The 24,406-nt window shown below is 53.1% G+C and carries 29 protein-coding genes and 1 riboswitch; of the genes, 23 read left to right on the top strand and 6 right to left on the bottom strand.

Annotated features, from left to right (window positions below; all coding sequences use genetic code 11):
• The first annotated feature begins 170 nt into the window (after window positions 1-170).
• The 3 genes from KNP64_RS11780 (at window position 171) to KNP64_RS11790 (ending at window position 2,371) form a co-directional block, all read left to right on the top strand.
• Window positions 171-524 (top strand): PadR family transcriptional regulator, encoded by a 354-nt coding sequence (locus KNP64_RS11780; RefSeq protein ID WP_214709184.1) that lies wholly within the window; start codon window positions 171-173, stop codon window positions 522-524.
• On the top strand, window positions 499-1,254 hold the full coding sequence (locus KNP64_RS11785) for an HAAS domain-containing protein (protein WP_214793569.1): 756 nt from the start codon (window positions 499-501) through the stop codon (window positions 1,252-1,254). The genes KNP64_RS11780 and KNP64_RS11785 overlap by 26 nt, the downstream gene beginning before the upstream one ends.
• Window positions 1,255-1,426: 172 nt before the next feature.
• Complete coding sequence (locus tag KNP64_RS11790) at window positions 1,427-2,371, top strand: alpha/beta hydrolase (protein ID WP_214793566.1); 945 nt, start codon at window positions 1,427-1,429, stop codon at window positions 2,369-2,371.
• Between the two features lie 11 nt (window positions 2,372-2,382).
• Here the strand turns inward: KNP64_RS11790 and KNP64_RS11795 are convergent, their stop codons facing one another.
• Window positions 2,383-3,225: a GNAT family N-acetyltransferase gene (locus tag KNP64_RS11795; protein ID WP_214793563.1), complete on the bottom strand. Its 843-nt coding sequence runs from the start codon at window positions 3,223-3,225 to the stop codon at window positions 2,383-2,385.
• Between the two features lie 72 nt (window positions 3,226-3,297).
• Between KNP64_RS11795 and KNP64_RS11800 the strand changes: the two genes are divergently transcribed.
• Window positions 3,298-4,005, top strand: a complete 708-nt coding sequence (locus tag KNP64_RS11800) for a YjjG family noncanonical pyrimidine nucleotidase (RefSeq protein WP_138858623.1) — start codon at window positions 3,298-3,300, stop codon at window positions 4,003-4,005.
• Here the strand turns inward: KNP64_RS11800 and KNP64_RS11805 are convergent.
• Window positions 3,979-4,425 carry an NUDIX hydrolase gene (locus KNP64_RS11805; protein ID WP_138858624.1) on the bottom strand — a complete coding sequence of 149 codons (447 nt, stop codon included), beginning with the start codon at window positions 4,423-4,425 and terminating at the stop codon, window positions 3,979-3,981. The genes KNP64_RS11800 and KNP64_RS11805 overlap by 27 nt on opposite strands.
• A 53-nt stretch (window positions 4,426-4,478) precedes the next feature.
• On the opposite strand from KNP64_RS11805, the gene KNP64_RS11810 reads away from it, so the two are divergent.
• From KNP64_RS11810 to KNP64_RS11820, 3 genes are read left to right on the top strand one after another with little or no spacing between them, the layout of a single operon-like run.
• Window positions 4,479-5,081 carry a pentapeptide repeat-containing protein gene (locus tag KNP64_RS11810; RefSeq protein WP_214788111.1) on the top strand — a complete coding sequence of 201 codons (603 nt, stop codon included), beginning with the start codon at window positions 4,479-4,481 and terminating at the stop codon, window positions 5,079-5,081.
• Complete coding sequence (locus KNP64_RS11815) at window positions 5,078-5,917, top strand: aminoglycoside 6-adenylyltransferase (protein WP_214793560.1); 840 nt, start codon at window positions 5,078-5,080, stop codon at window positions 5,915-5,917. The genes KNP64_RS11810 and KNP64_RS11815 overlap by 4 nt, the downstream gene beginning before the upstream one ends.
• 48 nt (window positions 5,918-5,965) lie before the next feature.
• Window positions 5,966-6,118 carry a hypothetical protein gene (locus KNP64_RS11820; protein WP_034779628.1) on the top strand — a complete coding sequence of 51 codons (153 nt, stop codon included), beginning with the start codon at window positions 5,966-5,968 and terminating at the stop codon, window positions 6,116-6,118.
• 13 nt (window positions 6,119-6,131) lie between these two features.
• Here KNP64_RS11820 and KNP64_RS11825 read toward each other — a convergent pair whose 3' ends face one another.
• Window positions 6,132-6,533: an ion channel gene (locus KNP64_RS11825; protein ID WP_084592883.1), complete on the bottom strand. Its 402-nt coding sequence runs from the start codon at window positions 6,531-6,533 to the stop codon at window positions 6,132-6,134.
• A gap of 104 nt (window positions 6,534-6,637) precedes the next feature.
• Between KNP64_RS11825 and KNP64_RS11830 the strand changes: the two genes are divergently transcribed.
• The 14 genes from KNP64_RS11830 (at window position 6,638) to KNP64_RS11895 (ending at window position 20,174) form a co-directional block, all read left to right on the top strand.
• A complete protein-coding gene (locus tag KNP64_RS11830; protein ID WP_308162277.1) occupies window positions 6,638-7,465 on the top strand; it encodes a glycoside hydrolase family 191 protein in 828 nt (275 codons plus the stop codon).
• A gap of 159 nt (window positions 7,466-7,624) precedes the next feature.
• On the top strand, window positions 7,625-8,794 hold the full coding sequence (locus KNP64_RS11835; protein WP_214711221.1) for a GAF domain-containing protein: 1,170 nt from the start codon (window positions 7,625-7,627) through the stop codon (window positions 8,792-8,794).
• 4 nt (window positions 8,795-8,798) lie between these two features.
• A complete protein-coding gene (locus KNP64_RS11840; RefSeq protein ID WP_214755981.1) occupies window positions 8,799-9,737 on the top strand; it encodes a tetratricopeptide repeat protein in 939 nt (312 codons plus the stop codon).
• The gene (locus KNP64_RS11845; RefSeq protein WP_214793557.1) at window positions 9,719-11,566 is read left to right on the top strand and encodes a DUF2194 domain-containing protein; all 1,848 of its coding nucleotides are present in this window, start codon (window positions 9,719-9,721) and stop codon (window positions 11,564-11,566) included. The genes KNP64_RS11840 and KNP64_RS11845 overlap by 19 nt, the downstream gene beginning before the upstream one ends.
• Window positions 11,563-12,981, top strand: a complete 1,419-nt coding sequence (pelF, locus tag KNP64_RS11850; protein ID WP_214793554.1) for a GT4 family glycosyltransferase PelF — start codon at window positions 11,563-11,565, stop codon at window positions 12,979-12,981. Before KNP64_RS11845 ends, pelF begins: the two co-directional genes overlap by 4 nt.
• A complete protein-coding gene (pelG, locus tag KNP64_RS11855) occupies window positions 12,962-14,410 on the top strand; it encodes an exopolysaccharide Pel transporter PelG (protein ID WP_214793551.1) in 1,449 nt (482 codons plus the stop codon). The genes pelF and pelG overlap by 20 nt, the downstream gene beginning before the upstream one ends.
• Window positions 14,411-14,471: 61 nt before the next feature.
• Window positions 14,472-14,576, top strand: a riboswitch (TPP riboswitch).
• Window positions 14,577-14,658: 82 nt separating this feature from the next.
• Complete coding sequence (tenA, locus tag KNP64_RS11860) at window positions 14,659-15,333, top strand: thiaminase II (protein ID WP_214709206.1); 675 nt, start codon at window positions 14,659-14,661, stop codon at window positions 15,331-15,333.
• Window positions 15,330-16,118 carry a hydroxyethylthiazole kinase gene (thiM, locus tag KNP64_RS11865; protein WP_138858634.1) on the top strand — a complete coding sequence of 263 codons (789 nt, stop codon included), beginning with the start codon at window positions 15,330-15,332 and terminating at the stop codon, window positions 16,116-16,118. Before tenA ends, thiM begins: the two co-directional genes overlap by 4 nt.
• Window positions 16,118-16,954: a bifunctional hydroxymethylpyrimidine kinase/phosphomethylpyrimidine kinase gene (gene thiD / locus KNP64_RS11870; protein ID WP_214793548.1), complete on the top strand. Its 837-nt coding sequence runs from the start codon at window positions 16,118-16,120 to the stop codon at window positions 16,952-16,954. Before thiM ends, thiD begins: the two co-directional genes overlap by 1 nt.
• Window positions 16,926-17,564, top strand: coding sequence for a thiamine phosphate synthase (gene thiE / locus KNP64_RS11875; protein ID WP_214793545.1), 639 nt, complete (start codon window positions 16,926-16,928; stop codon window positions 17,562-17,564). Before thiD ends, thiE begins: the two co-directional genes overlap by 29 nt.
• Window positions 17,565-17,587: 23 nt before the next feature.
• Window positions 17,588-18,220 carry an SDR family oxidoreductase gene (locus tag KNP64_RS11880; protein WP_214764460.1) on the top strand — a complete coding sequence of 211 codons (633 nt, stop codon included), beginning with the start codon at window positions 17,588-17,590 and terminating at the stop codon, window positions 18,218-18,220.
• 568 nt (window positions 18,221-18,788) lie between these two features.
• Window positions 18,789-19,166, top strand: coding sequence for a GGDEF domain-containing protein (locus tag KNP64_RS14845; RefSeq protein ID WP_371815594.1), 378 nt, complete (start codon window positions 18,789-18,791; stop codon window positions 19,164-19,166).
• 45 nt (window positions 19,167-19,211) lie between these two features.
• Complete coding sequence (locus KNP64_RS11890; protein ID WP_021065934.1) at window positions 19,212-19,661, top strand: OsmC family protein; 450 nt, start codon at window positions 19,212-19,214, stop codon at window positions 19,659-19,661.
• 87 nt (window positions 19,662-19,748) lie between these two features.
• Entirely contained in the window at window positions 19,749-20,174 is a 426-nt protein-coding gene (locus tag KNP64_RS11895; RefSeq protein ID WP_214793542.1) for a GNAT family N-acetyltransferase, read from the top strand.
• Here the strand turns inward: KNP64_RS11895 and KNP64_RS11900 are convergent, their stop codons facing one another.
• Complete coding sequence (locus KNP64_RS11900) at window positions 20,175-20,621, bottom strand: DUF4385 domain-containing protein (protein ID WP_214793539.1); 447 nt, start codon at window positions 20,619-20,621, stop codon at window positions 20,175-20,177. It abuts the gene before it with no gap.
• A 67-nt stretch (window positions 20,622-20,688) separates the two neighbouring features.
• On the opposite strand from KNP64_RS11900, the gene KNP64_RS11905 reads away from it, so the two are divergent.
• Window positions 20,689-21,237 (top strand): GNAT family N-acetyltransferase, encoded by a 549-nt coding sequence (locus KNP64_RS11905; protein ID WP_214764459.1) that lies wholly within the window; start codon window positions 20,689-20,691, stop codon window positions 21,235-21,237.
• 41 nt (window positions 21,238-21,278) lie between these two features.
• Here the strand turns inward: KNP64_RS11905 and KNP64_RS11910 are convergent, their stop codons facing one another.
• Window positions 21,279-22,676 carry a 6-phospho-beta-glucosidase gene (locus KNP64_RS11910; RefSeq protein ID WP_214793536.1) on the bottom strand — a complete coding sequence of 466 codons (1,398 nt, stop codon included), beginning with the start codon at window positions 22,674-22,676 and terminating at the stop codon, window positions 21,279-21,281.
• Window positions 22,677-22,879: 203 nt separating this feature from the next.
• Between KNP64_RS11910 and KNP64_RS11915 the strand changes: the two genes are divergently transcribed.
• Window positions 22,880-23,749, top strand: coding sequence for a MurR/RpiR family transcriptional regulator (locus tag KNP64_RS11915; protein WP_214793533.1), 870 nt, complete (start codon window positions 22,880-22,882; stop codon window positions 23,747-23,749).
• Window positions 23,750-23,779: 30 nt separating this feature from the next.
• Here KNP64_RS11915 and kynB read toward each other — a convergent pair whose 3' ends face one another.
• The gene (gene kynB / locus KNP64_RS11920) at window positions 23,780-24,403 is read right to left on the bottom strand and encodes an arylformamidase (RefSeq protein WP_214793530.1); all 624 of its coding nucleotides are present in this window, start codon (window positions 24,401-24,403) and stop codon (window positions 23,780-23,782) included.
• Between the last annotated feature and the right edge of the window lie 3 nt (window positions 24,404-24,406).

The raw sequence follows: 24,406 nt of genomic DNA on the forward strand, positions 1-24,406 counted from the left end.
ATTCAAACACTCCTTTATCTTTTTGCTTCACCTTAAGAAGTATTCACCTGATTTGAAAAAATAAACCTCTCGATGCGCAACTAACTTGTTTTACAAAGTAGTTGCAATTGGTAGTGCCTTCCATTACTATTGTGTATAACAAGTTAGTTTAACGAAAGTGAGGTCACGCCATGGCGATGAGTCAAATGTTAAAAGGATTGCTCGAAGGTTGCCTGTTGGCCATCATCGATAAAGGAGAGACGTACGGCTATGAGATGTCGGAGAAGTTGCAGACGTATGGCTTCACGATGGTGAGCGAGGGCAGTATTTACCCGGTCCTGTTACGGATGAAGAAAGAAGGGTGGGTCGAGACGGTCCAAAAGGCGTTGCCATCAGGGGGACCGAAACGAAAATATTACATTTTGACGGAGGCGGGGCACCAAGAGTTGCTGGCCTTCAAACAACGTTGGGCGGAAGTGTCAAGCGGCGTCGACCGCGTACTCGGAGAGGGGAATGAAGATGGAACTTTCAAAAAAGAGTCGTGATTTTTTGGATGATTTAGCGGTATATCTCATGTCGAGCGGGAAATCGGAAGGGGAAGTGCAAGACGTTGTCGCCGAGCTGAAAGACCACCTCGAGGAGGCGGAACGCGCAGGCAAAAGCGTGGACGATGTCGTCGGCCAGAGCCCGAAAGCCTACATGCAGCATCTTGGGCGTGAGATGGCGTTCGATGGAAAAGGGTTTTTCAAAATCATCGCGATGATCATTCCGAACGTGTTCGCCTACATCATCATCGCCAACTTCATTCAAGGCGAGATGACATTCTCGACGGTCCAGTTGATTGGGTTCCCGCTCGTCGCTGTCCTGTTCTTACTCGCCGCTTCACAAGCGTTCCGCAACATGTCGGTCCGCTCGAAAGAAAGTAAATTCAAAAACGGGATGATATACATTGCGCTCGCCACGATGCCGATGACGTTATTCCTCGGGCTGATGGTGCTCGACATCTTCGTCGAGACCCCAACGATCGTGTTCGGCCCAACCGGTCAACTCGTGTTACTCGGCCTTGCCGTCGTCACGTTGCTCACCGTCTCGGTTTGGACGAAAACATGGATCAATCTGATCATACCGATTCTCTTATTCGGGCCCCAATACGCGTTCGCGCAAACAAGCTTGCCGCTCGAACAACAATTGATTTACTCGATGCTGATTTTGTTCGTCGGGATGGGGATTTTCTTGTTCGTGTGGTGGAAAAAGAACCAAAAGGGGCAAGTTTGATGTTGGCACGCTTCGGATTATTTCTCTTCTTGAGCCTACCTTTGGGCTATCTCATGGCCGCAGCCGACGATCAATGAGACAGGTTGTCCGAAAAAGCACTCACGTCTGCTTAGAGTGTAACGCGGCTGGGAATAGGCAACTGTACGCCTAAAAGAGAAAGAAGGGATTCCCGTTGCCAGTCAATCCGACGATTCAATTTTATTTGAACCAGTTTCAAAATCAGCTCTCGACCACATATGACCAATTGGATCCGTTCGAATTAAGACGACAAGAAGACGCAATGATGACCCGGTTTCAACATAAAGAGCACGTGCATGATGTCGAAGAGCGTCTGATCGCGCTCTCAGGCCGTTCGCTCCCGATTCGCATCTATCGGTCGGGTCGAACGATCGCGCCAGCACTCGTCTATTATCGTGGTGGCGGATATGTCACAGGCAGTCTCGACACCCATGACGCGATATGTCGGACGATCGCGAACGAGGCCGACTGCACCGTCATCTCGGTCAGCTACCGACTCGCTCCGGAGCATAAGTTTCCGACAGCCGTCTACGATAGCTATGAGGCACTCGTTTGGATTGCGGATCACGCCTCGGAACTTGAAATCGATGCCGAGCGCATCGCCGTCGGCGGTGACAGTGCCGGCGGGACGCTCGCTACGGTCAGCGCCTTGATGGCGATTGAACGAGGTCGCCCCCTCGTCATGCATCAGCTACTGTTTTACCCGGTTACCGGGACCGAGGAGAACTTGCCGCTGTCATTGATTGATTACGCGAACGGTTATCTGCTCGATGAAGGGCTCATCCGGTGGTTCCAGCAACAATATTTCCATGATGAGTCGGAATTGATGCATCCGTACGCCTCGCCGATTTTTTCGGACCACTTAGGGGACCTTCCCCCGACGACGTTGTTGACGGCCGAATACGACCCGCTCCGCGACCTCGGACGCGCATACGCCAACAAATTGATTAGCCTCGGTGTCCCGGTGACGTATCAAAATTACGATGGCTTGATTCACGGCTTCGTCAACTATTACACGTATGTCCCAGAAGCGAGACGAGCCGTCAAAGAAGCAGCACAGGCGCTCGGAACGGCATTCATAAAAAAAACTCGTCCATGAGGCGAGTTTTTTTATGCTTTCGATAAGCTTGGGAAGCGACAGTCTTCCGGGAAGAGCTGTTCTTCATTCATGCGAATCATCCATTGCCCGTCCCGGGATGGGCGCTGTTCCACACCGTCCAGCTCAGGCGTGAATTCGAAGACGATCTCGGTGATGCCTTCGAAAGAGAGTCGGGTCACAACGTCACGCATATCGACAGGCCGAGATGACAGTACCGCGAATAACTTCAGACGCATGCCTTCAATCAAATAGATGACGTGCACATCGTCGAAGCGATAAACGTCTTTGTTCATGCCTTGATAGTAGTGGAACATCCAAATATGCATGTCGTCCGTCGCATAGAGGCGTGGCGAAAACGGGAGCGACTCCAGCTTGAATCGACGCCACTGCTCGGCATCGACATCGACACGTTCGAGTGGAGCCGCAGATCCCGATACTGAAACGAATAGCTCCGGTTCAAGTTGGACGGAGAACCCCTGTTGCTCGTAAAATGGTTCAACCCCTTCGTCACAAGCCAAAAAATAAGGCAAGCCATCGGCGTCATGCTGTTTGAACACATGCTTGAAAATACGGGTGGCAAGTCCTAGTCCTTGTCGGTCCTCATCCGTCATGACTGTCCCAATCTGATACGCCTCGCGAGCGGTTCCGTCCGTCATCAGTGTCATCCGGCTCATCCCGACGTTCGAGATGGTATTCCGATAGGACGTCAACGAATAGCAACGATAGCGCTCGGTCCATTCACCGGCCCGATACCAGGCCCGAAAATCGATGCCGAACATCTCATCGGCCAAATAGAAAAACGACGCGAGTTCTTTCTCCGAATACTCGAGGTTGGAGATGGGTGGTTTTGGCATGTGACTCACTCCCTGTTTTGAACTTCTCGGCCCATTCCTGTACATTAGAGACAGAGAGGGGTAATACCGATTATGAAACGATATGAAGCGATTTTATTCGATGTCGACGATACGTTGTTAGACTTTAAACAGAGCGAGCACGTCGCCTTGGAGCAGTTGCTCGCGGCACACAACGTTCGGATGACGGATGAATTGAAACAACAGTATGTGACGATCAATAACGGATTATGGCGCGCGTTCGAGCGCGGCGAGGTCGGACGGGAAGACGTCTTGATGGGCCGGCACACGCAACTGTTCGACACGCTCGGCATCACGATCGATGCACATGAAGTCGAACAGCGTTATCGCGACCATTTGCACGCCGGGGTGCACATCATCGATGGGGCACTCGAACTCGTCCGTACGCTCAGTGAACAGTATCCGCTCTATATCGTCACGAACGGGGTGACGGAGACTCAGTTCAAGCGGCTCGAAGCCTCGGGACTGCTCCCTTATTTCCAAGACGTGTTCGTCTCGGACGCGACCGGTTCACAAAAGCCAATGAAACCATTTTTTGACTATGTATTTGACCGGGTTCCGAATGTGGCACCGGAACGCGGGCTCATTGTCGGTGACTCGCTGACGGCAGATATCGCCGGCGGGCGCATGTATGGGCTCGACACGTGCTGGTACAATCCGCACGAGATTGCGGCGACGGTCGAGACGACGTATGAAATTCAAGACTTGCACGAGTTGAAATCGATTCTATCCGGCTCAGCGGTCGATAAAGTGGGGCGGTAATGATTGTGGCAACGCATAGAGCGTCTCCGGGAAGAGTTTCAAGTCACGGAGCGCGTCAAGTGGCTGCCAACGATAGATGAGGTGATCGCCTTCCGGTCCGTGGAAGTCTCCATGCCGGAGCGGGAGGTCACCCGATACATAGAAGTACATGCCGATCTCGTGGACGGTGCGCTCTAAGTAAGTGAAGAAATTTTCGGAGACGAAGGCGAACGTCGTTCCCGTCAGTGTCGCTTCGAGTTCTTCTTGCAGTTCACGCGTCAAGGCGATTTCGGCCTCTTCGCCGATGCCGACGCGGCCGCCCGGCAACGCCCAAAAGTCATCGTTCACGTTCCGATGAACGAGCAAATGACCGTCCTGGACCCAGATGCCGGCGACGCGATAATTGAACGTGCCGTGCTCGGTCGGAAATACGATATCCATTTTCATCACTCCATTCCTTAAGCTACATCAAGTATACGCCAAGGAGGCAGGTCATGTTTCAATCAAATGAGAGCTATAAAGGTGAGGACTTCCGCGACGAGACGCTCCGTGACATCCAACTCACGCAGACGACGTTCGAGAACTGTCGCTTCACCTATATCGATGCGACCGAGTTCGAGACCGAACAGTGTCGTTTCATCAACTGTGACTTCACCGATTCGAAGTGGAACGCCTCGCGCCACAGCGGCAGCTCATTCCTGAATTGTCAGTTCAACGGGGCGAATCTGTTTTTGAGCGAGTTCGATCAGTGCAAGATGACGGGTTCGTCGTTCGATTCATGCACGTTTGAAGGGGTCGTCGTGCGTGAAGGAGATTGGTCGTTCGTCAATCTGCGTCACGCCCCGCTCCGGAAGATGGATTGGTCCGGTGTCCGGTTGACGGAGGCGGATTTATACGGTGCGGATTTGAAAGAATCACGCTGGACGAACGCCGTCTTGTCCCGCGCCGTGTTGCAACACGCGGATTGCACGGGGGCCGATTTTGTAGGGGCGGAGATGGATGGGGTCGATTTCTCGGACGTCATTCTGAAACAAGCGACGCTTGACGTCATGCAGGCCGTCCAAGTCGCCCGCTCGCTCGGGGCGAACGTCATATGACCAATGAGCAAGTGCTCGAGCACTTGACGGCCACGGCCGCGGAGCGGGAAGACGTCCGCGTCCTCGTCTTGAACGGGTCGCTCGTCAATCCGCACGTAAAACCAGACCGTTTTCAAGACGTCGATGTCACTTGTTTCGTCGAAGACGTGACCGCGTTCATCGAGGACCGTTCGTGGATGGCGCCGCTCGGGGACGTCTTGATTATGCAGACGCCGGACGAGGTGCCAGGAGGCGACGAATATGAGCGTTTCGCGTTTCTCGTCCAGTTTGCAGCCGGTCATCGCGTCGATTTGACCGTCCGTCCTATGCGTGACGTGCAGGAAGCGATTCACGCTGACTCACTCAGTCTCGTCCTCATTGATAAAGACGAGATTGCCGGTCAACCGATCCCATCTGATGACACGTACCGCATCAAACGACCGAGCCGATTCGACTATGAGCAGTGTTGGAACGAGTTTTGGTGGGTGTCGCTTTACGTCGTCAAAGGTATCAAGCGGGGTCAACTGTTATACGCTTTCGACCATGTGACGATCATGCGAACGATGCTCCGGCAGATGCTTGCATGGGACGTCGGCTTTGCGACAAACTTTACGGCGAACGGAGGAAAGTCCGGGGATGGGCTTGAGAAGCATCTGGCCCCTGAAGTATGGCAGGCTTATCTTGATACATACACTTTGGTCGAAGTGACAGCGATGGAAACGGCCCATGCGACGTTGGTGGAACAATTTGAACGTGTCAGTCGCCGCGTGGCCGACCAAGCCGGATATTCGTTTGCGGAGATGGAAGCCCGACGAATTCGTGACGCCTTTTCGACGCTTTGGTGTTCAAACGATTAGTTTTCGGTTGAGTCGGGAAAAGCCCCTCTATAGAAGGGGGAATGACGCTTGAATCCGTATACGACGTTCATCGCGCTCCTAGTGGGGAGTTTACTTTTATTTGTCGGCATCCGGACGAAAAAATGGCCGATTTTAGTCGTGGCCTTATTTCCGCTTGGACTTGTCGCCTTCAACATGTATTTGCTGATTACTGGACGTTAGAAGACTGTTTTCTTCAGTCTTCTTTTTTGTATATCGATTTTACAAAAAATGCCGTCGGCAACAAAATCCCGATGGCCGCTTCGAGCAAGGCGAACAACCGGGCCGGACCGATTGGCAGCAGGTCGCCGAATCCGATAGACAGCAACGTGACCCCGCTGAAGTAAAGCAGATTGCGCCAGTTCGGATCGACCGCGTTCATCGTCTCGAGTGACGTCACCAATATGACGCCATCGCGTGAGAGCGCGTAGTAAATCAAGGCAAACCCGATCATGACGCCGAGTAGGCTGACGAACAAATGGCTGAACAAGCGCATATCGAAGCCGGTCTGTCTATACGTTTGGCGCCGAAAGAAGGTAAACACGTTCAAGCCGACGAATAATAGGGCAATCGTCAATAAAATGGTATTCACGCCCATTTCTCCCTTCTGTGATAGTCTGTATTATGTTGTTTCCCTGATCGTTCACCGTCAAACGGACCGATTCACACCAAGACGGATTCATTCAACAAGGAGGTGTCCGAGTGCGACGATGTCTAGTGAGCGGCTTATTGTTCATCTTCTGTTTAGGAGGATGTACGACGAAAGAGCCGTTTGATTTTGATGAGATCCATTCCTATAAGATTTTTTATAACATGCCGACCGAGGCGATCATTGAAGACATGGCCCGATACGACCTCGTCATCATCGAACCGATTTGGTATACAACGGAACAGATTGAAGCGATTCGGTCGAACGGGACGAAAGTGCTCGGCTATATTAACGTGATGGAAGCAGATACGTGGAATCGTGCGCTCATCGGCCAAATGGACAAAGACGATTTCTTCTATCGGGACGGGGAACGCATCTATTTCCCGAAATGGGATTCGTATTTGACGGATATCAGCTCGTCCGACTTCCGTAAAATTTTAATCCGTGAAATTCAAAAACAAGTCATCAATAAACATCTGGACGGAATTTTCCTCGACACGGTCGGGGATATCGATGACGTCCACCTCGACTATCCGGACGACTTAGAAGAACAGTTGGCTGGGCTCGAGGCCTTTTTACAAGCGATTGAAAAGGCATACCCGGGCGTCCCCGTCGTCCAAAACTGGGGCATCGAGACGCTCGAACGAACGAGTGCGCCTTATGTGGAAGGCTTCATGTGGGAAGGCTTTAACTACACGGAAATCACGTCTGACTCTTGGTCGATGGAGATGCTCGATCGAATGAACGCGATTCAAGACGAATATGGAATCGCCGTCCTCACCGTCTCGGACCAAGAAGAGGCGACAAGTCGGGACATGGCCGAGGCGAACGGATTCATCCATTATCACGAACCAACTTATTACAATACGTGGGATTTTTAGGGGGTAATTAGGGGAAAGGAAGATAAGGGACTATGTATACCTGTCCGAGGGCAGGGGATCATCCCGCATTAAAACTGAAGAGATGTTATCCATGAGGAGGGGATTATCATTCTGTACGCTCAAGACCGTCCATGGCTCAAATGGGTCGAGATTCTTGTCGTGTTCGCACTATTGATCGGAATCGATTTATTCTTCAGCCTAGGCACGATTCAAAATGAACTGAACTTGTTTTATGTGGCCGCCATCCTGTTCGCGCTCAGGTATGGAACGATTTTCGGCTTAATCAGTTTCGGCATTTTGCTCCTCTATAAAGTGTTATACACCGGCTTAATGGGAGGAGACATCTTCCTGTTGTTCTACGATACAAACTCACTTCTTACACTGTTTTACTACTTCGCCATCACTGTCATCGTCGGGTTGTTCAGCACCTCATTTCGAGAGCGTTACGAAATCAGCCAGTTCCGCAACGAAGAACTGAAAGATGAAAACACGTATTTGAAAGAGACCGTCGATTTACTCAACACTTCGCAAACCACACTTCGTCAAAAACTACTTCAATCCGAGTACAGCTTGAACCAATTGTATGAACTGGCCGTATCGCTTGATTTGCCGCATCCAGAATTGATTCGGAGCGAGACGATTCGCCTATTGAAAAAAACGTTCCTCGCGAGTGACGTCGCCATCTACCACGTCGACCGTTCCCAGAAGTCGATGCGCCTCTTGATTCGCCAAACGGACAAGAAAGAGTTTCCACAAACGATTTTTCTCGATGAGGCGTCGAGTATGTTCAAACGGTTCTTCCAAGTGCAAGAGACGACGCTCCGTCAACTCGACGACGAGGACACGGACCCGATGTTGCTCGCACCGATCATCGTGGACGGGACGACCCGAGAAGTCGTCGTCATCAAACGGTTGCCGCTTCGGAAATTGACGACCGATGACTTGCACGTTCTCAACATCCTCTTCTCGTGGATTGGCACACGCATTCAAAATGCCGAGAACCTGATTCGTAAAGAGCAGCACGAGAAGATGCATAAAGGCACCTCGTTTTATAAGAAAACAGCGTTCACAGAACTCGTCGCCATCCAAGAACGAAAGAAGATTCACCATGGACAGCCTTATATCGTCCTCGAATATCCGCTCGGGTATGAGCCTGTCTCACTCGAGAGTATCGAGGCCATCGTCCATTCGTATTTACGGGAGATCGATGTCGTCGGGTATGACCCGGATGAGAACAAGCTGTTGCTCTTACTCCCAGGAACGAGTGAAGAACACCGTCAACGGATCTATGACCGGATCGAAGGGATTTTGATCCAGAAGGGAGTGTGACGGGATGGAGTCTACCATTCGTCTCGTATTGATCGGGATTTATGTCGTTCATGCACTGCTCGCCTTCGGATTATTGATCGTGTTGAAACGAAGAATGAAAGCGCCGGATTATGGCGTCGCGGTGGCGGCGCTCAGCTTCGGTCTGTTCTTACCGTTTCTGGCCGAACTTGCCGTCTATGCGGTGTATCGGCTTGCTGAACGGTTCGGTCGGAGCGGTCTGATTGAAGACTATGACGACTATATCGACTTCAAGGTCGTCAACTATGAACAAATTCGTCATGAAGCGAGCAGCAGCAGTCATCTGTTACCGCTCACCGACGCCATCAACTCGAAAGATCCGGCTATCCGCAAACACTCGATTTTGACGCACGTCAACCAGTCGATTGACCAGCAAGGCAAGTATTTGCAGATGGGACTTGAGAGCACGGACAGCGAGACTGTCCACTACGCCGCGGCGACAATGAACATCTTGATCGATCAATATGAACAAGAATTGAAACACGCCAAACGCGAATACGACTTAGGTAATCCAGACACGATTCGACGGCTTGCGACGATTTATAAACGCATGATCCATAGTGAGCTCATCACCGAGGTCATGTTGAAGGACAAGCGAGGCGCATGGCTGGAGGAATTATTGAAAGCGAAGACGCTCTATCCACCTTCGCCTTGGATTTACGAGGACTTGAACGAGATTTATCTCACGTTAGAGCGCCCCAAAGAGCAATTGAACATCTTAAAAGAGTACGTCCATCATTTCCCGGAACGCATCGAGGCTCATCTGATGCTGATCAATTACTATTATGAGCGCGAACGTTGGAACGAAGTGAAGGCGGTCATGTTTATGATGCAGACCCAATTCTCACTGGAGGACGTACCGTATGAGTACCGACTGTTGTTTGAAGAATGGAGTGACACGACATCATGGAAAAACGAACTGTAATCTCCTTCTCGCTCTTCATCGTCTTATTTTTAGTCGTCGTCGGTGCGATTCAATACTTACGGATCCACTCGCTACACACGTTGTTGCCAAACGTCGCCGAGCAACAGATGAACATCGACCAGTTGAAGAGTGATGCCTCGGCAAAAGCGGGTGAGCATCAGCTACAAGTTTATCTCGTCCGGGATGAAGGTGATTTGGCGGTCGAAACGGCAAACAACCTGCTGTACGGTCTGCAGTATGCGAAACTTGATGTTCGCGAAGTGAACCCAGGCGCCGTCGGATCGATTGCGCCATCTCCATACACCATCATCATTTTCACGGGTGAAGATACGACAAGATGGCCGTTCGTGGAAATGAAACGTTATGTCGAACAAGGCGGGAACCTCGTCTTTGCGAATCGGTTTAAAGATCCGGCATGGAACGCGTTGACCGGCATCGAAGAAATCGGTGAGTACGTACCGGACGTGTATGGTCTAAATTTTGAAGAGACGATTTTCCCTGGGTATGTTGACTTGAACCCACCGGACGACTTATTTGTCCATAGTGTCGTCGATTTTGCGATTGCAGACGAGGCCAACGTCATGTTGTCGGCCGAAGGATTCCCGATTCTTTGGGAATACGGCGTCGGCGAAGGGAACGTCCTTTATTGGAATACGACGATCACCAACCAAAAGATGATCCGCGGTCTGTTCGTGCAGACGCTCGGCACGATGCCGCCGGCGTTCGTCACGGCACAAGCAGCGATCAAGCTCATGTACATCGATGATTTCCCGGCACCGGTCATGGATGGGAAAATGAAAGACGTGTCCGCGACCCCGCTCGATAAATCGGTCAAAGATTTCTTCGCCGAGGATTGGTGGGAAGATATGGTCGATTTGGCGAAAGACGACGATTTGATTTACACGGGTGCCATGATTGGGACGTATGAAGAGGAGATGGAGCTCGTCGACGAACAGTTGATCAAACGGGGTGAGTTCCCAATGCTCTACTTCGGTCGCAAATTGATCGCCCACGGTGGGGAAATCGGACTCCATGGCTATAACCACCAGTCGCTCGTCACGGCCGATGAACCGATTGACCCGACGTACGGGTACATCCCCTGGCAAGATAAAGACGAGATGAAACGGTCATTGCTTCAAGCCGAGTCCGTGTTTGAGAATTATTTCCCGGCTGAAACGCTCAAGTCATATGTCCCGCCGTCGAACGCGCTCAACCGGACTGGGGTCGATGCGATCGCCGAAGCGTTGCCAGAACTGCGCACGATTGCTTCGCTCTACACCGGGGAGCCGGAGAGCGGGGACTTCGTCCAAGAATTCGAATTTGATGCGACGCATCCGAACTTGTACCATTTCCCGCGTGTGACCAGCGATTACGGGGAAGAGCGCGGATCGATTTTCCAAATAGTCGATGCAATCGCCAACTTCGGTGTGTTTTCCCACTTCATTCACCCGGATGATGTCATCGACCCCGACCGGGCCTTCGGTCGGGATTGGGATACGATGTTCGTGAGTCTTCGCAAAATCGTCCACGACGTGAAAGATCAATATCCGCACCTCGAGGCATATACGCAACACTACGCGACCGAAAAGATGATCACATACCAACAAGCTGATTTGAACGTCACGTTTGATGAGTCGACCGTCTATTTGGCCGGGGAAGGTCTCGTCAACCCCTCTCATTTCACGATTCGCCTCAAACCAGGCCAATCACTTGAGACGGGAGAGTTTGACTTTGGGACGGTCGAACAATGGGAAGCCGACCGTCCGCTCTACCTCGTCGAACTGACATCGGCGAACGCTGAAATCGCCATCAAGGGGGAAGCGCAATGAGAATCGGACTCGTATTAGAGGGCAGTTATCCATACGTGAGCGGAGGCGTCTCAAGTTGGACGCAGACGTTGATTGAGGCGATGCCCGAAGTGTCGTTTGAAATCATTTCGATTCAACCGACAGAGAAGCGTCCGGAAGAGATGAAATATGTGTTCCCACCGAACGTTTCAGGGATCACCCACTTGTATTTGAGCGACTTGGGTGAGCGGGCGAAAGGGCGATTAAAGTGGGGCGCTGAGGACGAACAGAACGTATCGGACTGGCTCATGTTGAAAAGTCCGAACCGGCAAGCGCTTCGTTTGCTTGGGAAAGAAGTGCCTTCAAGTCAGGCGTTTTTCGCAAGCGAGTTCTTTTGGAAAAATGTCAAGGCGGCCTACGCCGAGGAAATGAACGGAGGTTCGTTCATCGACTATTTCTGGATGTGGCAGAGTATGTACACTCCGATTTTACGGGTGCTCCATCAACCGCTCCCGAAAGTCGACCTCGTTCATTCCGTGTCAACGGGTTATGCCGGTGTGGTCGCGTCCTACATGAAAGAGACGCAAGGGATTCCGTTCATCTTGACGGAGCACGGCATCTACTCGCGGGAACGCGAAGAGGAGATTCTACAGTCGTATTGGATTCCAGCGCCGTATAAGCCGAGGTGGGTCCGTTTCTTTCACCATTTGTCGCGTGAGGCCTATAACGCGGCCGATGAGATCATCACCTTGTTCGAGCGGAACCGCGAATATCAGGAGTGGATCGGCGCCCCGAGCGAGAAGACGAAAATTATCGCCAACGGCATCGCCGATCGACAAATCCAGGCGACGGTCGATCGCCCGGAGCACGATCTCTTTCAAATCGGGGCCATCGTCCGCTTGGTGCCAATCAAAGATTTGAAGACGATGATTTACGCCGCCAAGATTTTGCAGGAGCGGCATCGTCTGTTCAAGCTGACGATCATGGGACCGCTCGATGAGGATGAGGAATATGCGGAAGAGTGCCGGTTGCTCATCGAACAGAGCGGGCTGACCGATTATGTCGAGCTCGCTGGAAAGGTTGATGTCCAAGCCTATTTGCCGAAGTTTGATTTACTTCTGTTGACGAGTATCTCGGAAGGTCAACCGCTCGCGATTCTTGAAGGCATGGCAGCCGGCATCCCGTGGATCGCGACCGATGTCGGGGCTTGTTCCGAGCTCCTGTATGGACGAGAAGACGACCCGTTCGGTCCAGCCGGGTTTATCGTGCCCCCGGTTCATCCGGAAGCGGTCGCAGACAAGGTCGAGTGGATGATGGATTATCCGCAGGAGCGGATGCGTTTCGGTAAGAACGGGCGGGAGCGGGTCCGCCAATACTATCGTCTCCAACAAGTCGTGGACCGCTACAAAGCCATCTATGAAACGAGGAGGGAACAGTATGGCGGGCATCGGGTTTAAGCTGCAGAAGTTGTTCCAAGAAGACTACTATTCGTCCAGGTTGAAGGCGTACACGTTCTCGGGCCTCGTCACATCCGGACCGTGGTTGATCGTCATCTTGGTCGTCGGGACGATTCAATGGTTGGCGTTCCAAATGCCGACGTTATCGCTCGCCGAACGGACGCTTTTCATGATCTCGGTCTCGTACGCGTTCATCTTCTCGCAAATCTTGTTCAGCTTCCAACAGCTCGTCGTCACCCGATATGTGGCGGACTTGTTTTATGAGAAGAAAGCGCATGAAATTTTCCCGGTCTTCACCGGGATGCTCAAAGTGACGATCCTCGCCGCGACGATTCTGTACAGTATCTTTTGGCTATTGTCGCCGCTCGATTTTCTGTACAAACTGACGTTGTTCATTTTATTCATGACGATCAATGTCATCTGGGTCATGTTCTTGTTCTTGAGTGCCGCCAAGTATTATCAAGCGGTGGCCTATAGCTTCTTGCTCGGCGGACTCATCTCGGTCGGGAGCGTCTATGCGATTAGCCGTCTCATGGTCAATCCGTCGAGTCTCGAGCTGTTGCTCGGTTTCACGGTCGGGATGATTGTGACGTTGTTCGGGTTGTTCTTCGCGATGCTCCGGACGTTCCCGCTCCGTTACGCGGTGAAAGAGTTCTCGTACTTCAAGTACTTCGACCGCTATCCAGACTTGTTCGCCATCGGCGTGTTGTACGTGCTCGGGATTTGGGTCACGAACTTTATCATCTGGTTCGGTGAAGGACGTGTGATCATCGCGGACTCGTTCTTGTTCAACCCGTATTATGACACGGCCATCTTTTGGTCCTACTTGACGATCATCCCGACGCAGCTCTTGTTCATCGTCGCCGTCGAGACCCGGTTTTATGAGCGCTATCGCACGTTTTATGGATTGATCAACTACGGCGGGGCGCTCCATCAAATCGAGAAGGCGAAACAGACGATGACGTCGGTGCTGAAAAATGAGTTGATTCGACTCGCGCGCAGCCAAGGCGTCGTGACGTTGTTCGCCATCCTCATGGCAGGCGTGTTCGTCGGTTGGATCGGCGTCCCGGATGAGATCGGTCAAATCTTTCGGATGACGACGCTCGCGGCGTTCGCGAACGCGATGATTCTCATCTTGACGTTGTTGTTGCTCTATTTCGAGGATCGACGCGGGGCATTGTTCGTCAACATCTCGTTCTTCACGTTGAATGCGTTGTTCACGCTCTTGCTCTTGCCGCGCGGCATCGATTGGTACGGCGTCGGCTTTGCCGTCAGCACGACAATCACGTTCTTCTTGGCCGGCCTGCGTTTGATCTATTACATGGGCAAAGTCGATTATTACGTGTTCGCGGCCTCGAATCGACGCAAGCTTGGTACCGAACGGTTCTCCCAAATGGGGACGTTGTTGAACCGTCACTTCTCGCGATAAAGGGTTTTCAACAAAGATAAAGACTGATATGATGTGGTCGTAGACGACCGAATTTCATAATGTTTACCACTAGGGGAGTCGCGTGACGCGGCTGAGATGGACGAGGTCCAGACCCTTTGAACCTGATCTAGTTCACGCTAGCGTAGGGAAGTGGGCGAACCGATTGTTCTCGTACACTTTGTGTAAATCCGACGCCGCTTCCGTTATGGGAGGCGGCGTCTTTTTTTATTACAAAGGAGGAGACAAGAATGACATTCACCGCACATCTTCGACAAGAGGCCGATGCCTTGTTTCAAGCCAGCTTTGACCATCCGTTCGTCCGCGAGCTCGGAACGGGTGAACTCGACGAGGCGAAATTTCGGCATTACGTCATGCAAGACTCATATTATTTGAACCAGTTCTCCAAAGTGCAGGCGAAAGGCGCGACCCTCGCCCCGAACATGGAAGTAGCGAGCCGCTTTTTGACGCATGCGCTTCATACGATTGAAGCGGAGCATGCGTTGCACCGTGAGTTTTTCACCTTGCTCGACGTGACGGAGGCAGAGTGGGCAACGTTTGAGCCCGCTCCAACGGCTTACGCCTATGCGCTCCATATGCAACAGGCCGGTCCGACGCTCGGCGACGTGCTCGCGTCGATTTTGCCGTGCTACTGGGTCTATTATGAGATTGGGGAACGAATGAAAGATGCCACACCCGATCATCCGATCTATGCGACGTGGATTGCGACGTACGGTTCGGAATGGTTCCGCGATCTCGTCGAGGAACAGATTGAACGGCTCGACGTGCTCGCCGGACAAGCGACAGCGGAAGAACGGGTCCGGTATCAACAGCTGTTCTTGAAGAGTTGTTATTATGAACATGCGTTTTGGGAAATGGCGTGGACGCTCGAGTCGTGGGATTTACCGGCGGGGGTGACACGATGAAGCGCGACTTATGGGACAAAGTCAGAGCCGAACGGCCACTCATCCATAACATTACGAATATCGTCGTCGCTAACTTTTCGGCGAACGGGTTGCTCGCCATCGGCGCTGCGCCGGTGATGGCGTCAGCCGTCGAAGAAGTCGCGGACATGGCGTCTGCGAGCGATGCGCTCGTACTCAATATCGGCACACTCGATGCGACGACGGAACGTACGATGATTCGAGCCGGACAGGCGGCGAATGAATCGAGCCGGCCGGTCGTCTTCGATCCGGTCGGTGTCGGGGCGACCGCGTTTCGACGTGACGTCGCTACATCCATTTTGCAACACGTCCGCGTGACGGTCATCCGAGGCAATGCCGGAGAAATCGCGACATTGATTGGTCTCGACGCGGCGGCGCGCGGCGTGGACGCTGGGGAAACGCGGGTTGATTTGAATCACATCGCGCGCGCGGCGGCACGACGCTACAACTGTGTCGTTGCCGTGACCGGAGAGACGGATGTCGTCAGCGACGGGGACGCGACGATTGAAATCAAAGGCGGCACCGCAGCAATGGCCCGGACGACAGGGACCGGTTGTTTACTCAGTGCGGTCGTCGGTGCGTTCCTTGCGGTCGAACGGGATGCGGTTACGGCAACGGCGACAGCGCTCGCCGGATATGCCCGGTGCGGCGAACTGGCTACCACTTTGGCGGACGGACCGGGCGACTTCCCCGTTCATTTCTTGAATGAACTCGGCAAGATGACGGCCGTCGAGTTGCCGAGCGACCGTATTGAGGTGGTGTTATGATGCGGCCGCAAGTATTGACGATTGCCGGTTCGGACTCTGGCGGGGGAGCGGGAATCCAAGCTGATTTGAAGACGTTTCAAGAGCTCGGCGTGTTCGGGACGAGCGTTCTGACGGCCGTCACCGCTCAAAATACGCGTGGGGTGCATGGGGTCGAAGCAGTGTCGCCGGAACTCATCACGCAACAACTCGATGCAATCGGTTCGGACTTTTCGATCGCAGCATGTAAGACCGGGATGTTATTTGATGCGGCGCGCATCGAGGCGGTCGCTACCGGGGTGAAACGTCATGTCTTCAACCGACTCGTCGTCGACCCGGTCATGATTGCGAAAGGAGGGGCCCCGCTTTTACAGGACACGGCGGTCGATGCGCTCAAGACCTCCTTGTTGCCACTCGCGACAGTCGTCACGCCGAACGTGCCGGAAGCGGAAGTGCTGACCGGTTTGACGATTCGATCGTTTAATGATCGTCTCGAGGCGGCTCGGCGGATGTTAGCGTACGGTGTGCGCGCGGTTATTTTAAAAGGCGGCCATCTCGAAGGTGAAACTGCCGAAGACTTGATCATGACGGAGTCAGAAGTGTTCCTCCTCTCGGCCCCGCGCATCCAGACGAGCGATACACACGGAACAGGTTGTACATTTTCGGCGGCGCTTACAGCGGAACTTGCCAAAGGTCGTTCCATCATGGAGGCGGCGGTGACGGCGAAGCGGTTCATTCAAAGCGCCATCACCCATGGCCTCGAGATCGGCGCCGGACACGGACCGACGAACCATTGGGCATATGTGGCGTATGGAGAGGAGGGCGTGACGATTGAATCCATCAAGGCGGGCACTCGCTGAACAGTTACGGCTTTACTTCGTATGCGGGACACCGAACACGAAAGACATACTCCAGACGGTCGAAACGGCGCTCCGATGTGGCGTGACATGTTTCCAATTTCGCGAAAAAGGTAAAGAGGCACTGTATGGGGATAAAAAAGAAGCGATGGCGAGAGCGTTGCAAACACTTTGCCGCTCGTACAACGTCCCGTTCATCATCAATGACGACGTCGACTTGGCAGAGCGCATCAATGCGGATGGCGTGCATATCGGGCAAGACGACGCCGATGCCGCACGCGTTCGCGAACGAATCGGTCCGGGCAAATGGCTCGGTGTCTCCGTCCATACGCTCGAAGAAGCGGCTGCGGCGATCGACTATGCGGATTACGTCGGCATCGGTCCGGTCTACCCGACGAACTCGAAAGCAGACGCCGGGGCAGTCAATGGGACGGTGCTCATTCGCCAAGTTCGAGCCATGTATCGAGAGCTGCCAATCGTGGGGATTGGTGGCATTTTACCGGAATACGTCCCGATGATTCGGCAAGACGGGGCGGACGGCGTCGCCGTCATATCGGCCATCGCTTCTGCACCGGATGTGGCCATGGCCACACGGCGTTTCGCTTGTCTCTGAATTCAAATCGAGGAGGAAGACAGATGAACGTATTTGTAATTGGCGCGAATGGACAGATTGGGAAACAGCTCGTCGAACGATTGCACGAGGAAGGGAAGCATCAAGTCACGGCGATGGTGCGGAAACAAGACCAACTCGACGACTTTACATCGAAAGGCTATCAGGCGGTGTTGGGCGACCTCGAAGGTGACGTGTCGTCACTTGAACAGGCGATGTCTGGCATGGACGTGATCGTGTTCGCGGCCGGTTCGGGTGGTAGCACTGGAGCCGACAAGACGTTGTTGATCGACCTGGACGGCGCGGCGAAAAGTATCGAGGCTGCCAAGAACGGGAATGTTAAACAGTTCGTCATGGTCAGCGCCTTGAAGGCGGAAGATCGTTCGGCATGGCCGGAAGAGATGAAACCATATTATGTCGCGAAGCATCATGCGGATCGTCTGCTCGAGGAGAGCGGGCTTACGTATACGATCGTCCGTCCGGGCGCTCTCACAGATGACGCCGGTACCGGCAAAGTGAAGACGGGCGACGTATCGACTGGTGAGATTCCGCGTGCAGACGTGGCGGCCTTCTTGGCACATCTCATTGGTCATGACGCAGCCCACAATCAAGCGATTGACCTCGTCAAAGGTGACACGGCGATTGAGGACACATTATAAACGAGATGACGACAGCGAGCGGACTTGGTTCCGCTCGCTTTTTGTATGGATGTGTCCGTGAACTCGACAAAGGATTCGCTTCGACCGATAGAGAAAGTAAGAGATGGATTTGTTAGAAGAAAGGGGTCTATCCATGACCGCATTATTTCTCTATATGGCCGTTTACTTGCTTCCGGCTTTTCTATTGAGCCACCTTGCTCTTGACGTATTGGTTCGGTAACGCCGGAATTTTGATTTTCGTCTGTTCGGTCCACTTCATTGTCAAAGTGACGGGCGTCGGGGCGAAGTTACCGAGATGGATTTATCCGTATGCCATTTATTTGCCGCTCGTCCCGGTCGCGTTGACGTTCATCCGTCAAGAGAACATCTTGAACAGTCAGCGTTTCGACCAAGTCGGTGTCTGGATTTATCCTGAGTTCAACGCGTCTTATTTGACGACGATGACCGTCGGTAACGTGTTTCATTTTCTTGTGATTCTATTATTGATGTATGCCCTTAAGCGGTCCGAGCGCTTCGAGCATCATCGTGTCCTGCGCTTGTCGTCATCGACCTCGACGGCTTTAAAGGAATCAACGACACGTACGGCCACCAAGTCGGCGATGATTTTCTCATTCATCTCGGTGAGTTGCTTGAGATGGCGACGCCGGAAGCAGGACTGGCCTCGCGCGTCGGTGGGGATGAGTTCTATATGTATGTGCCGAACGTCGATGCAGATGACATCGTTGCGTTCGTCGAGCGCTTGCAGTTGCTACTGACGGAGCGGCCGTTCCGGCTCGGACGGGAGACGATTCCGATTCGAGCGAGCATCGGGGTCAGTGTCGCACCGGATCAAGGGGCGGACTTGGACACGCTCATTCATAAAGCCGATCAAGCGATGTATCAAATCAAGCAACACGGTAAAAACGACTATGCGATTTATGACGAAGTGTTACATGGACCGAAATAACGGGAACGAGAATGAAGATGGCAACTTGATAGAGGAGGAGACAATATGACTGAAAAACCGTTAGTGACGATGCGAGCCGAAGGGGAAGCGACGAGTGTGAAGACGACGGTGCATGTGCGTGACCTCGAACCGTTCGTCGTCGATGAACCGGAACGTCTCGGCGGGACGGACGCCGGTCCGAACCCGCTCGAATATTTGCTCGGGGCATTGTCGTCGTGTACGACAATCATGATTGCCTACGTGGCGCAAGACCAAGATTTCAACTACGACGGGGTGACGTTCGTGACCGAAGGAACGCTCGACCCGCGCGGCTTCCAAGGCGTTGAAGGAGTACGGACGTATTTTGAGAAAGTACACGTCAACATCGTCCTCGATACGACCGAATCGGATGAACGGATTGCGGCGCTCCAGAAAGGCGTCGAAGCTCGTTGTCCGATCCATAATTTGATGCATGCGGCCGACGTCGACATCACGGCGACGTGGACACGGAAGTGAGGATGGGGCGACCCATCCTTTTTTGATGTAGACAGGAATGTTTGCCGACGAGCACGAACAAAAAGAGACGTGAGAAAGGAGGTTGTCATGGATATTCGCCCGATGACACAGCAAGACGCCCGCGCGATTCAAGCGTGGACGTACGAGGCACCGTATGATTTCTATAACCAAGAAGCTTCGGATGAACTGATGGCGTATCGGGCCGTCCATGACGAGGCGTTGATCGGTTTCTATTGTCTCGGCACGTATGCACAAGTGCCGAACGATACATACGTCTACGATGACACATGCGTCGACCTCGGGCTCGGCATGCATCCGGATCGAACGGGACGGGGGCACGGGCGTACGTTCGTCCGGTTGGTGATGCAAGAAGCGGCGCACGAAGGCAAACCGCTCCGGTTGACGGTGGCCGCGTTCAATGAGCGGGCCATCCATCTCTATGAGCAGCTCGGGTTTCGACAGGTCACTTCGTTTGAAAAAGGGGCGACCCGTTTTCTCGTCATGACCCGATAATCAGCCGTACTGTTTCTGATGGGCTTTCTTTCGCTTCAAATAGTCTTCATCTGCCCGAAGCTGGTCCCATCGCTCTTTGAAGATGCGGGCCGATTCCGCTTTCTCCTCGTCGATTTGTCGGTCGTGGAGATCGCCGTCGTCCTTATATTTTCGTCCGCCTTTATAGTTGGCGTAACGTCTCGCCCGGGTATAGCCCATCTGGATGAATTTGCGGGCCATATCCATTCCGACGAAATCATCGTTGGCCCGGTATTTTTCGAACAGCTCCATGATCTCATCGGCGGACTGTTTGGCGATGTCTGGCGTCTTGAAGCGCCAATAGGGGAGAATCTCACTTTTATATGGTTCGACGAGCAGGACGCCTTGTTCGCCGCGTCCGACTCGATACAGCTCGGGGTGTTCGCGGAAATCAATCGTTTCAAAATCTAAATCATAATCAAATGGCATCGTCATCCCTCCTTATGGATTCATTCCCGGAACGAATCCGAGGGAAACGACAGAAAGGAAGAACAAGATGATTCAACTTGATACAGACCGGCTCCGGTTGCGGGCGTTTCAGCTCGAGGACGCTGAACAGATGTTTCGATACGCGCAAGACGAGCGGGTCGGACCGAAAGCGGGATGGGCGCCGCACCAGTCGGTCGAGGAGACGCGTGACGTCATCCGACTGTTCCAACAAGACCAAGACGTCTGGGCCATCACACTGAAAAAGACAGGTGAGTTGATCGGCAGCCTCGGGTTGCACGACCGCCGACCGGACCCTGAGATTCAGCATGACCGGCAGCGCGAGATCGGGTATGTTCTCAGCCCGGACCATTGGGGGCAAGGGTACATCCCGGAGGCCGTCCACGAAGTGATGCGGCACGGTTTTGACGACCTCGGACTTGAACGCATTTGGTGCGGTCATTTCGACTTCAACGACCAGTCGCGCCGCGTCGTCGAGAAGACAGGCTTCACGTACGCGTTCACGACGTCTCAGCAGTTGACGCGCTTGGATGGGCGCACTGTGCAGAGCCTCATTTACGTCGTGACGAAAGAGGAGTACGAACGTGTTAAAGCGTGAATAAAAGCCAGCGCGTCGCAAATCGACACGCTGGCTTTTATTTATGCGTGCTCGACAGGTTGGAGCGCTTGAATGACTTCGTCTTTGATCGTGACGCCGTTCGCTTCAAGTTCAGCGATTTTATCGGCGAACTGCGGCAAGTAATCTTTATGGGCGATGAGCAGTTCATCGAGCACCCGTTTCGCGGTCTCGCCGCTCGGGATAAGCGGATTGATGATGAACGCTTGAAGGGCGAGCCCGTAGTCACCGGTCACGGCCGCTTCTTCGACGCACAGCTCCATGTTCTTCATAACTTGGAGCCATCCTTTTTCAGCCGGGGCGAGCGTGCCGAACGCGATTGGTTTCGCACCGGTCGCACCGATATAGGTGGACACTTCGACGACGTCGTCCGGGGCGAGATCAGGGACGGCCCCGTTGTTCTTCGTCGAGACGACGATATGTGTGTTCTTATTGGCGTAAATCGAGGCGATCGTCTCACACGCCGCGTCCGAATAGTGGGCGCCACCGCGTTTAGATAGTTGCTCCGGTTTATGGTCGAGGTTCGGGTCTTTGTACAGCTCGAATAGCTCCGCTTCCGTCTGCTTCACTTGCTCGGCCCGCGTGCCGACGGCCGGGTCCCGATATTCCTCGAGCATGTGGGCGAGCATTTCCTCGGCACGATAGTAATACCGGTGATAGCCGCAAGGGATCATGTTCATCTGTTGCAGTTGTTCTTGGAAGAACGGCATGTCGTGAATATTGGCGGGAATCCCCGAATCGCCGTCATACATCTTGTCGATGATGTCGCGTGTCACGTCTTGTCCGCTCACGTCGTGGACGCGGTGCCAGTGGAAATGGTTCAATCCGGCGAACGAGTAAATCAACTCTTCCGGTTTCTTGCCGATCAGTTCTGGTTCTGCCATCATCGCATTGACGGGCACGTTGCACAGTCCGATGACTTTGTCCCATTTGCCGTACCGGATGACCGCGTCGGTCACCATTCCGCTCGGGTTCGTGAAGTTGACGAGCCAGGCGTCCGGACAGAGCTGTTTCATGTCTTCGACGATGTCGAGGATGACAGGAATGGTACGGAACGCCTTCAAGATACCGCCGGCCCCATTCGTCTCTTGACCGACCATACCGTACGAGAGCGGAATCCGTTCGTCTTTGATGCGGGCGTCGAGCAAACCGACACGGAACTGTGTCGTGACGAAGTCGGCATCTTGTAACGCTTCTCGACGGTCGAGCGTCAGATGTACTTTGACGTCATACGGAGAAGCGTCCCACATCCGCTGCGCCATCTGTCCGACGATGTCGAGTTTGTCTTGGCCGGCCTCGATATCGACGAGCCAAATCTCACGAATCGGTAACTCTTCGTAACGCTTGATGAACCCTTCCATCAATTCTGGTGTGTAGCTGCTGCCGCCCCCGATGGTGACGAGCTTGATTCCCGTTGTCATTCCAATCTCCTCCTCGTTTGTTCACAAAATAGTCTCAGATGTGTAAATGAATATCAGCGCTGAATGTATCTTCTCATTTCTTATTCAGTATAAAATATAGAAAAATGAACACAATAGATTTACAGGCAACTCCGAAAGCGTTTACAAAAAGAAACATATAGACATTTATTTTTGTGAATTCAATTCACGAGAGGAGACCGGACATGCTATTGACCGAGAAAATGAAGCAAGACCTGTTCTCGAAATCAGAACGGGCCGTCATCGACTATTTGTTCGTCGAGCGGGAGCGGATCCACGATAAGACGATGAAACAAATCGCCGAGGCAACGTATACGCACCCGTCGATGTTAAGTCGCATCGCCATGAAATTGGAGTTCACGGGTTGGCTCGAGTTGAAGGAACAGTTTTTGGAGGAAATCGAGTATTTGAATCGTCACTTCTCGGATATCGATGCCAATAAGCCATTCTCGGCTAAGGATAACTTGATGGTTGTGGCGAACAAGCTGGCGGCCCTCAAACAGATGACGATCGAGGACACGCTGTCGTTGCTCGATCATGAGGCATACGAGCAGGCCGTAACGATGTTGAGTGAAGCGCGCCATATCAAGGTCTTTTCTGTCATCCATAATTTGTTGCTCTGTCACGACTTCAAGTCAAAGATGAACCGGATCGGCAAACAAGTCAGCCTCTGTGAATTCGATGCCGAATTCGAGGCGGCCAACTCGGACGAAACGACGTGTGCGCTCCTGATCTCCTATACGGGGGAAAGTGATTATACGGTCGGACTCATCCCTTACTTAAAGAAACAACGTGTGCCGGTGCTCGCCTTGACGAGTCTCGGAGAGAACGCGATCTCGCATCAGGCCGACTGCACGCTCCGTTTGACGACCCGTGAGCGCCTCTACTCGAAAATTGGGAGCTTCACGACGAACGATTCGATTCATTGTCTGCTCGACCTGTTGTACGCTGGTGTGTTCTCGAAAGACTATGAGGCGAACATGGCTTACAAAGTGCAAATCTCGAAACGGTTCGACCATCGTAAAAGTTCGAGTGAGGTCATGCAGGAAGACTGAAAACACCCCTTCGAGCGAAGGGGTGTTTGTTTAATCGAGTGAACGCAAGAGCGCGCGCACCGGACTGCCGTCACCTTTGACGATCGGGAGCGGCACGGCGTTCAATTCGTAATCACCAGGGGCGATATGGTCGAGGACGAGTCCTTCGAGAATGTGGACCCCGTTGCGGGCGAGCGCGTGGTGCGCCGCCATCTCTTTACTGTCGATCGCGTCGACCGAAGGCAAATCGAGACCGATCAAGTAAATCCCAAGTTCGCCGAGACGGTCGGCAAGTGAAGGCGTGAGTTCAGGGATGTGGCTCGGGAATTCCTGCTTGTTTGGCCAGCCGTCGGTCTTGAAAATCAACCGTTCGACGCCGGTCAAGTCAAAACCGTCCAAGTCCGTCGCTTCGATTCGTTCGTGTCCAGGGAGATGAATGACCCGGGCCGGACCGATATAGAGCCCGGGATCGAGATCGATGACGCGCTGTCCGGCGTCCTCGAAATGGAACGGGGCATCGATATGCGTTCCAGTATGCAGGCTCATCGTCACTTTCCCGACGTTGACCGAACCGCTATCGGCCATCGGCCACGCGATCTCGTAACGGAACGCCGTGTCGCCTGGCCATGTCGTGATCGTGTCTTCGAGCGGTTGCGAAACATCAATCCATGTCATCGT

Source organism: Exiguobacterium sp. s64, from assembly GCF_018618035.1.
In the GTDB taxonomy this organism is placed as follows: Bacteria; Bacillota; Bacilli; order Exiguobacteriales; family Exiguobacteriaceae; genus Exiguobacterium; species Exiguobacterium mexicanum_A.

Bases quoted from the DNA above. Each gene is read 5' to 3' on its own strand.
- KNP64_RS11780 (WP_214709184.1), top strand. From the start codon at position 171: ATGGCGATGAGTCAAATGTTAAAAGGATTGCTCGAAGGTTGCCTGTTG.
- KNP64_RS11785 (WP_214793569.1), top strand. From the start codon at position 499: ATGGAACTTTCAAAAAAGAGTCGTGATTTTTTGGATGATTTAGCGGTA.
- KNP64_RS11795 (WP_214793563.1), bottom strand. From the start codon at position 3,225: ATGCCAAAACCACCCATCTCCAACCTCGAGTATTCGGAGAAAGAACTC.
- KNP64_RS11800 (WP_138858623.1), top strand. From the start codon at position 3,298: ATGAAACGATATGAAGCGATTTTATTCGATGTCGACGATACGTTGTTA.
- KNP64_RS11805 (WP_138858624.1), bottom strand. From the start codon at position 4,425: ATGGATATCGTATTTCCGACCGAGCACGGCACGTTCAATTATCGCGTC.
- KNP64_RS11810 (WP_214788111.1), top strand. From the start codon at position 4,479: ATGTTTCAATCAAATGAGAGCTATAAAGGTGAGGACTTCCGCGACGAG.
- KNP64_RS11815 (WP_214793560.1), top strand. From the start codon at position 5,078: ATGACCAATGAGCAAGTGCTCGAGCACTTGACGGCCACGGCCGCGGAG.
- KNP64_RS11825 (WP_084592883.1), bottom strand. From the start codon at position 6,533: ATGGGCGTGAATACCATTTTATTGACGATTGCCCTATTATTCGTCGGC.
- KNP64_RS11840 (WP_214755981.1), top strand. From the start codon at position 8,799: ATGGAGTCTACCATTCGTCTCGTATTGATCGGGATTTATGTCGTTCAT.
- KNP64_RS11845 (WP_214793557.1), top strand. From the start codon at position 9,719: ATGGAAAAACGAACTGTAATCTCCTTCTCGCTCTTCATCGTCTTATTT.
- pelF (WP_214793554.1), top strand. From the start codon at position 11,563: ATGAGAATCGGACTCGTATTAGAGGGCAGTTATCCATACGTGAGCGGA.
- pelG (WP_214793551.1), top strand. From the start codon at position 12,962: ATGGCGGGCATCGGGTTTAAGCTGCAGAAGTTGTTCCAAGAAGACTAC.
- tenA (WP_214709206.1), top strand. From the start codon at position 14,659: ATGACATTCACCGCACATCTTCGACAAGAGGCCGATGCCTTGTTTCAA.
- thiM (WP_138858634.1), top strand. From the start codon at position 15,330: ATGAAGCGCGACTTATGGGACAAAGTCAGAGCCGAACGGCCACTCATC.
- thiD (WP_214793548.1), top strand. From the start codon at position 16,118: ATGCGGCCGCAAGTATTGACGATTGCCGGTTCGGACTCTGGCGGGGGA.
- KNP64_RS11880 (WP_214764460.1), top strand. From the start codon at position 17,588: ATGAACGTATTTGTAATTGGCGCGAATGGACAGATTGGGAAACAGCTC.
- KNP64_RS11890 (WP_021065934.1), top strand. From the start codon at position 19,212: ATGACTGAAAAACCGTTAGTGACGATGCGAGCCGAAGGGGAAGCGACG.
- KNP64_RS11895 (WP_214793542.1), top strand. From the start codon at position 19,749: ATGGATATTCGCCCGATGACACAGCAAGACGCCCGCGCGATTCAAGCG.
- KNP64_RS11900 (WP_214793539.1), bottom strand. From the start codon at position 20,621: ATGCCATTTGATTATGATTTAGATTTTGAAACGATTGATTTCCGCGAA.
- KNP64_RS11905 (WP_214764459.1), top strand. From the start codon at position 20,689: ATGATTCAACTTGATACAGACCGGCTCCGGTTGCGGGCGTTTCAGCTC.
- KNP64_RS11910 (WP_214793536.1), bottom strand. From the start codon at position 22,676: ATGACAACGGGAATCAAGCTCGTCACCATCGGGGGCGGCAGCAGCTAC.
- KNP64_RS11915 (WP_214793533.1), top strand. From the start codon at position 22,880: ATGCTATTGACCGAGAAAATGAAGCAAGACCTGTTCTCGAAATCAGAA.
- kynB (WP_214793530.1), bottom strand. From the start codon at position 24,403: ATGACATGGATTGATGTTTCGCAACCGCTCGAAGACACGATCACGACA.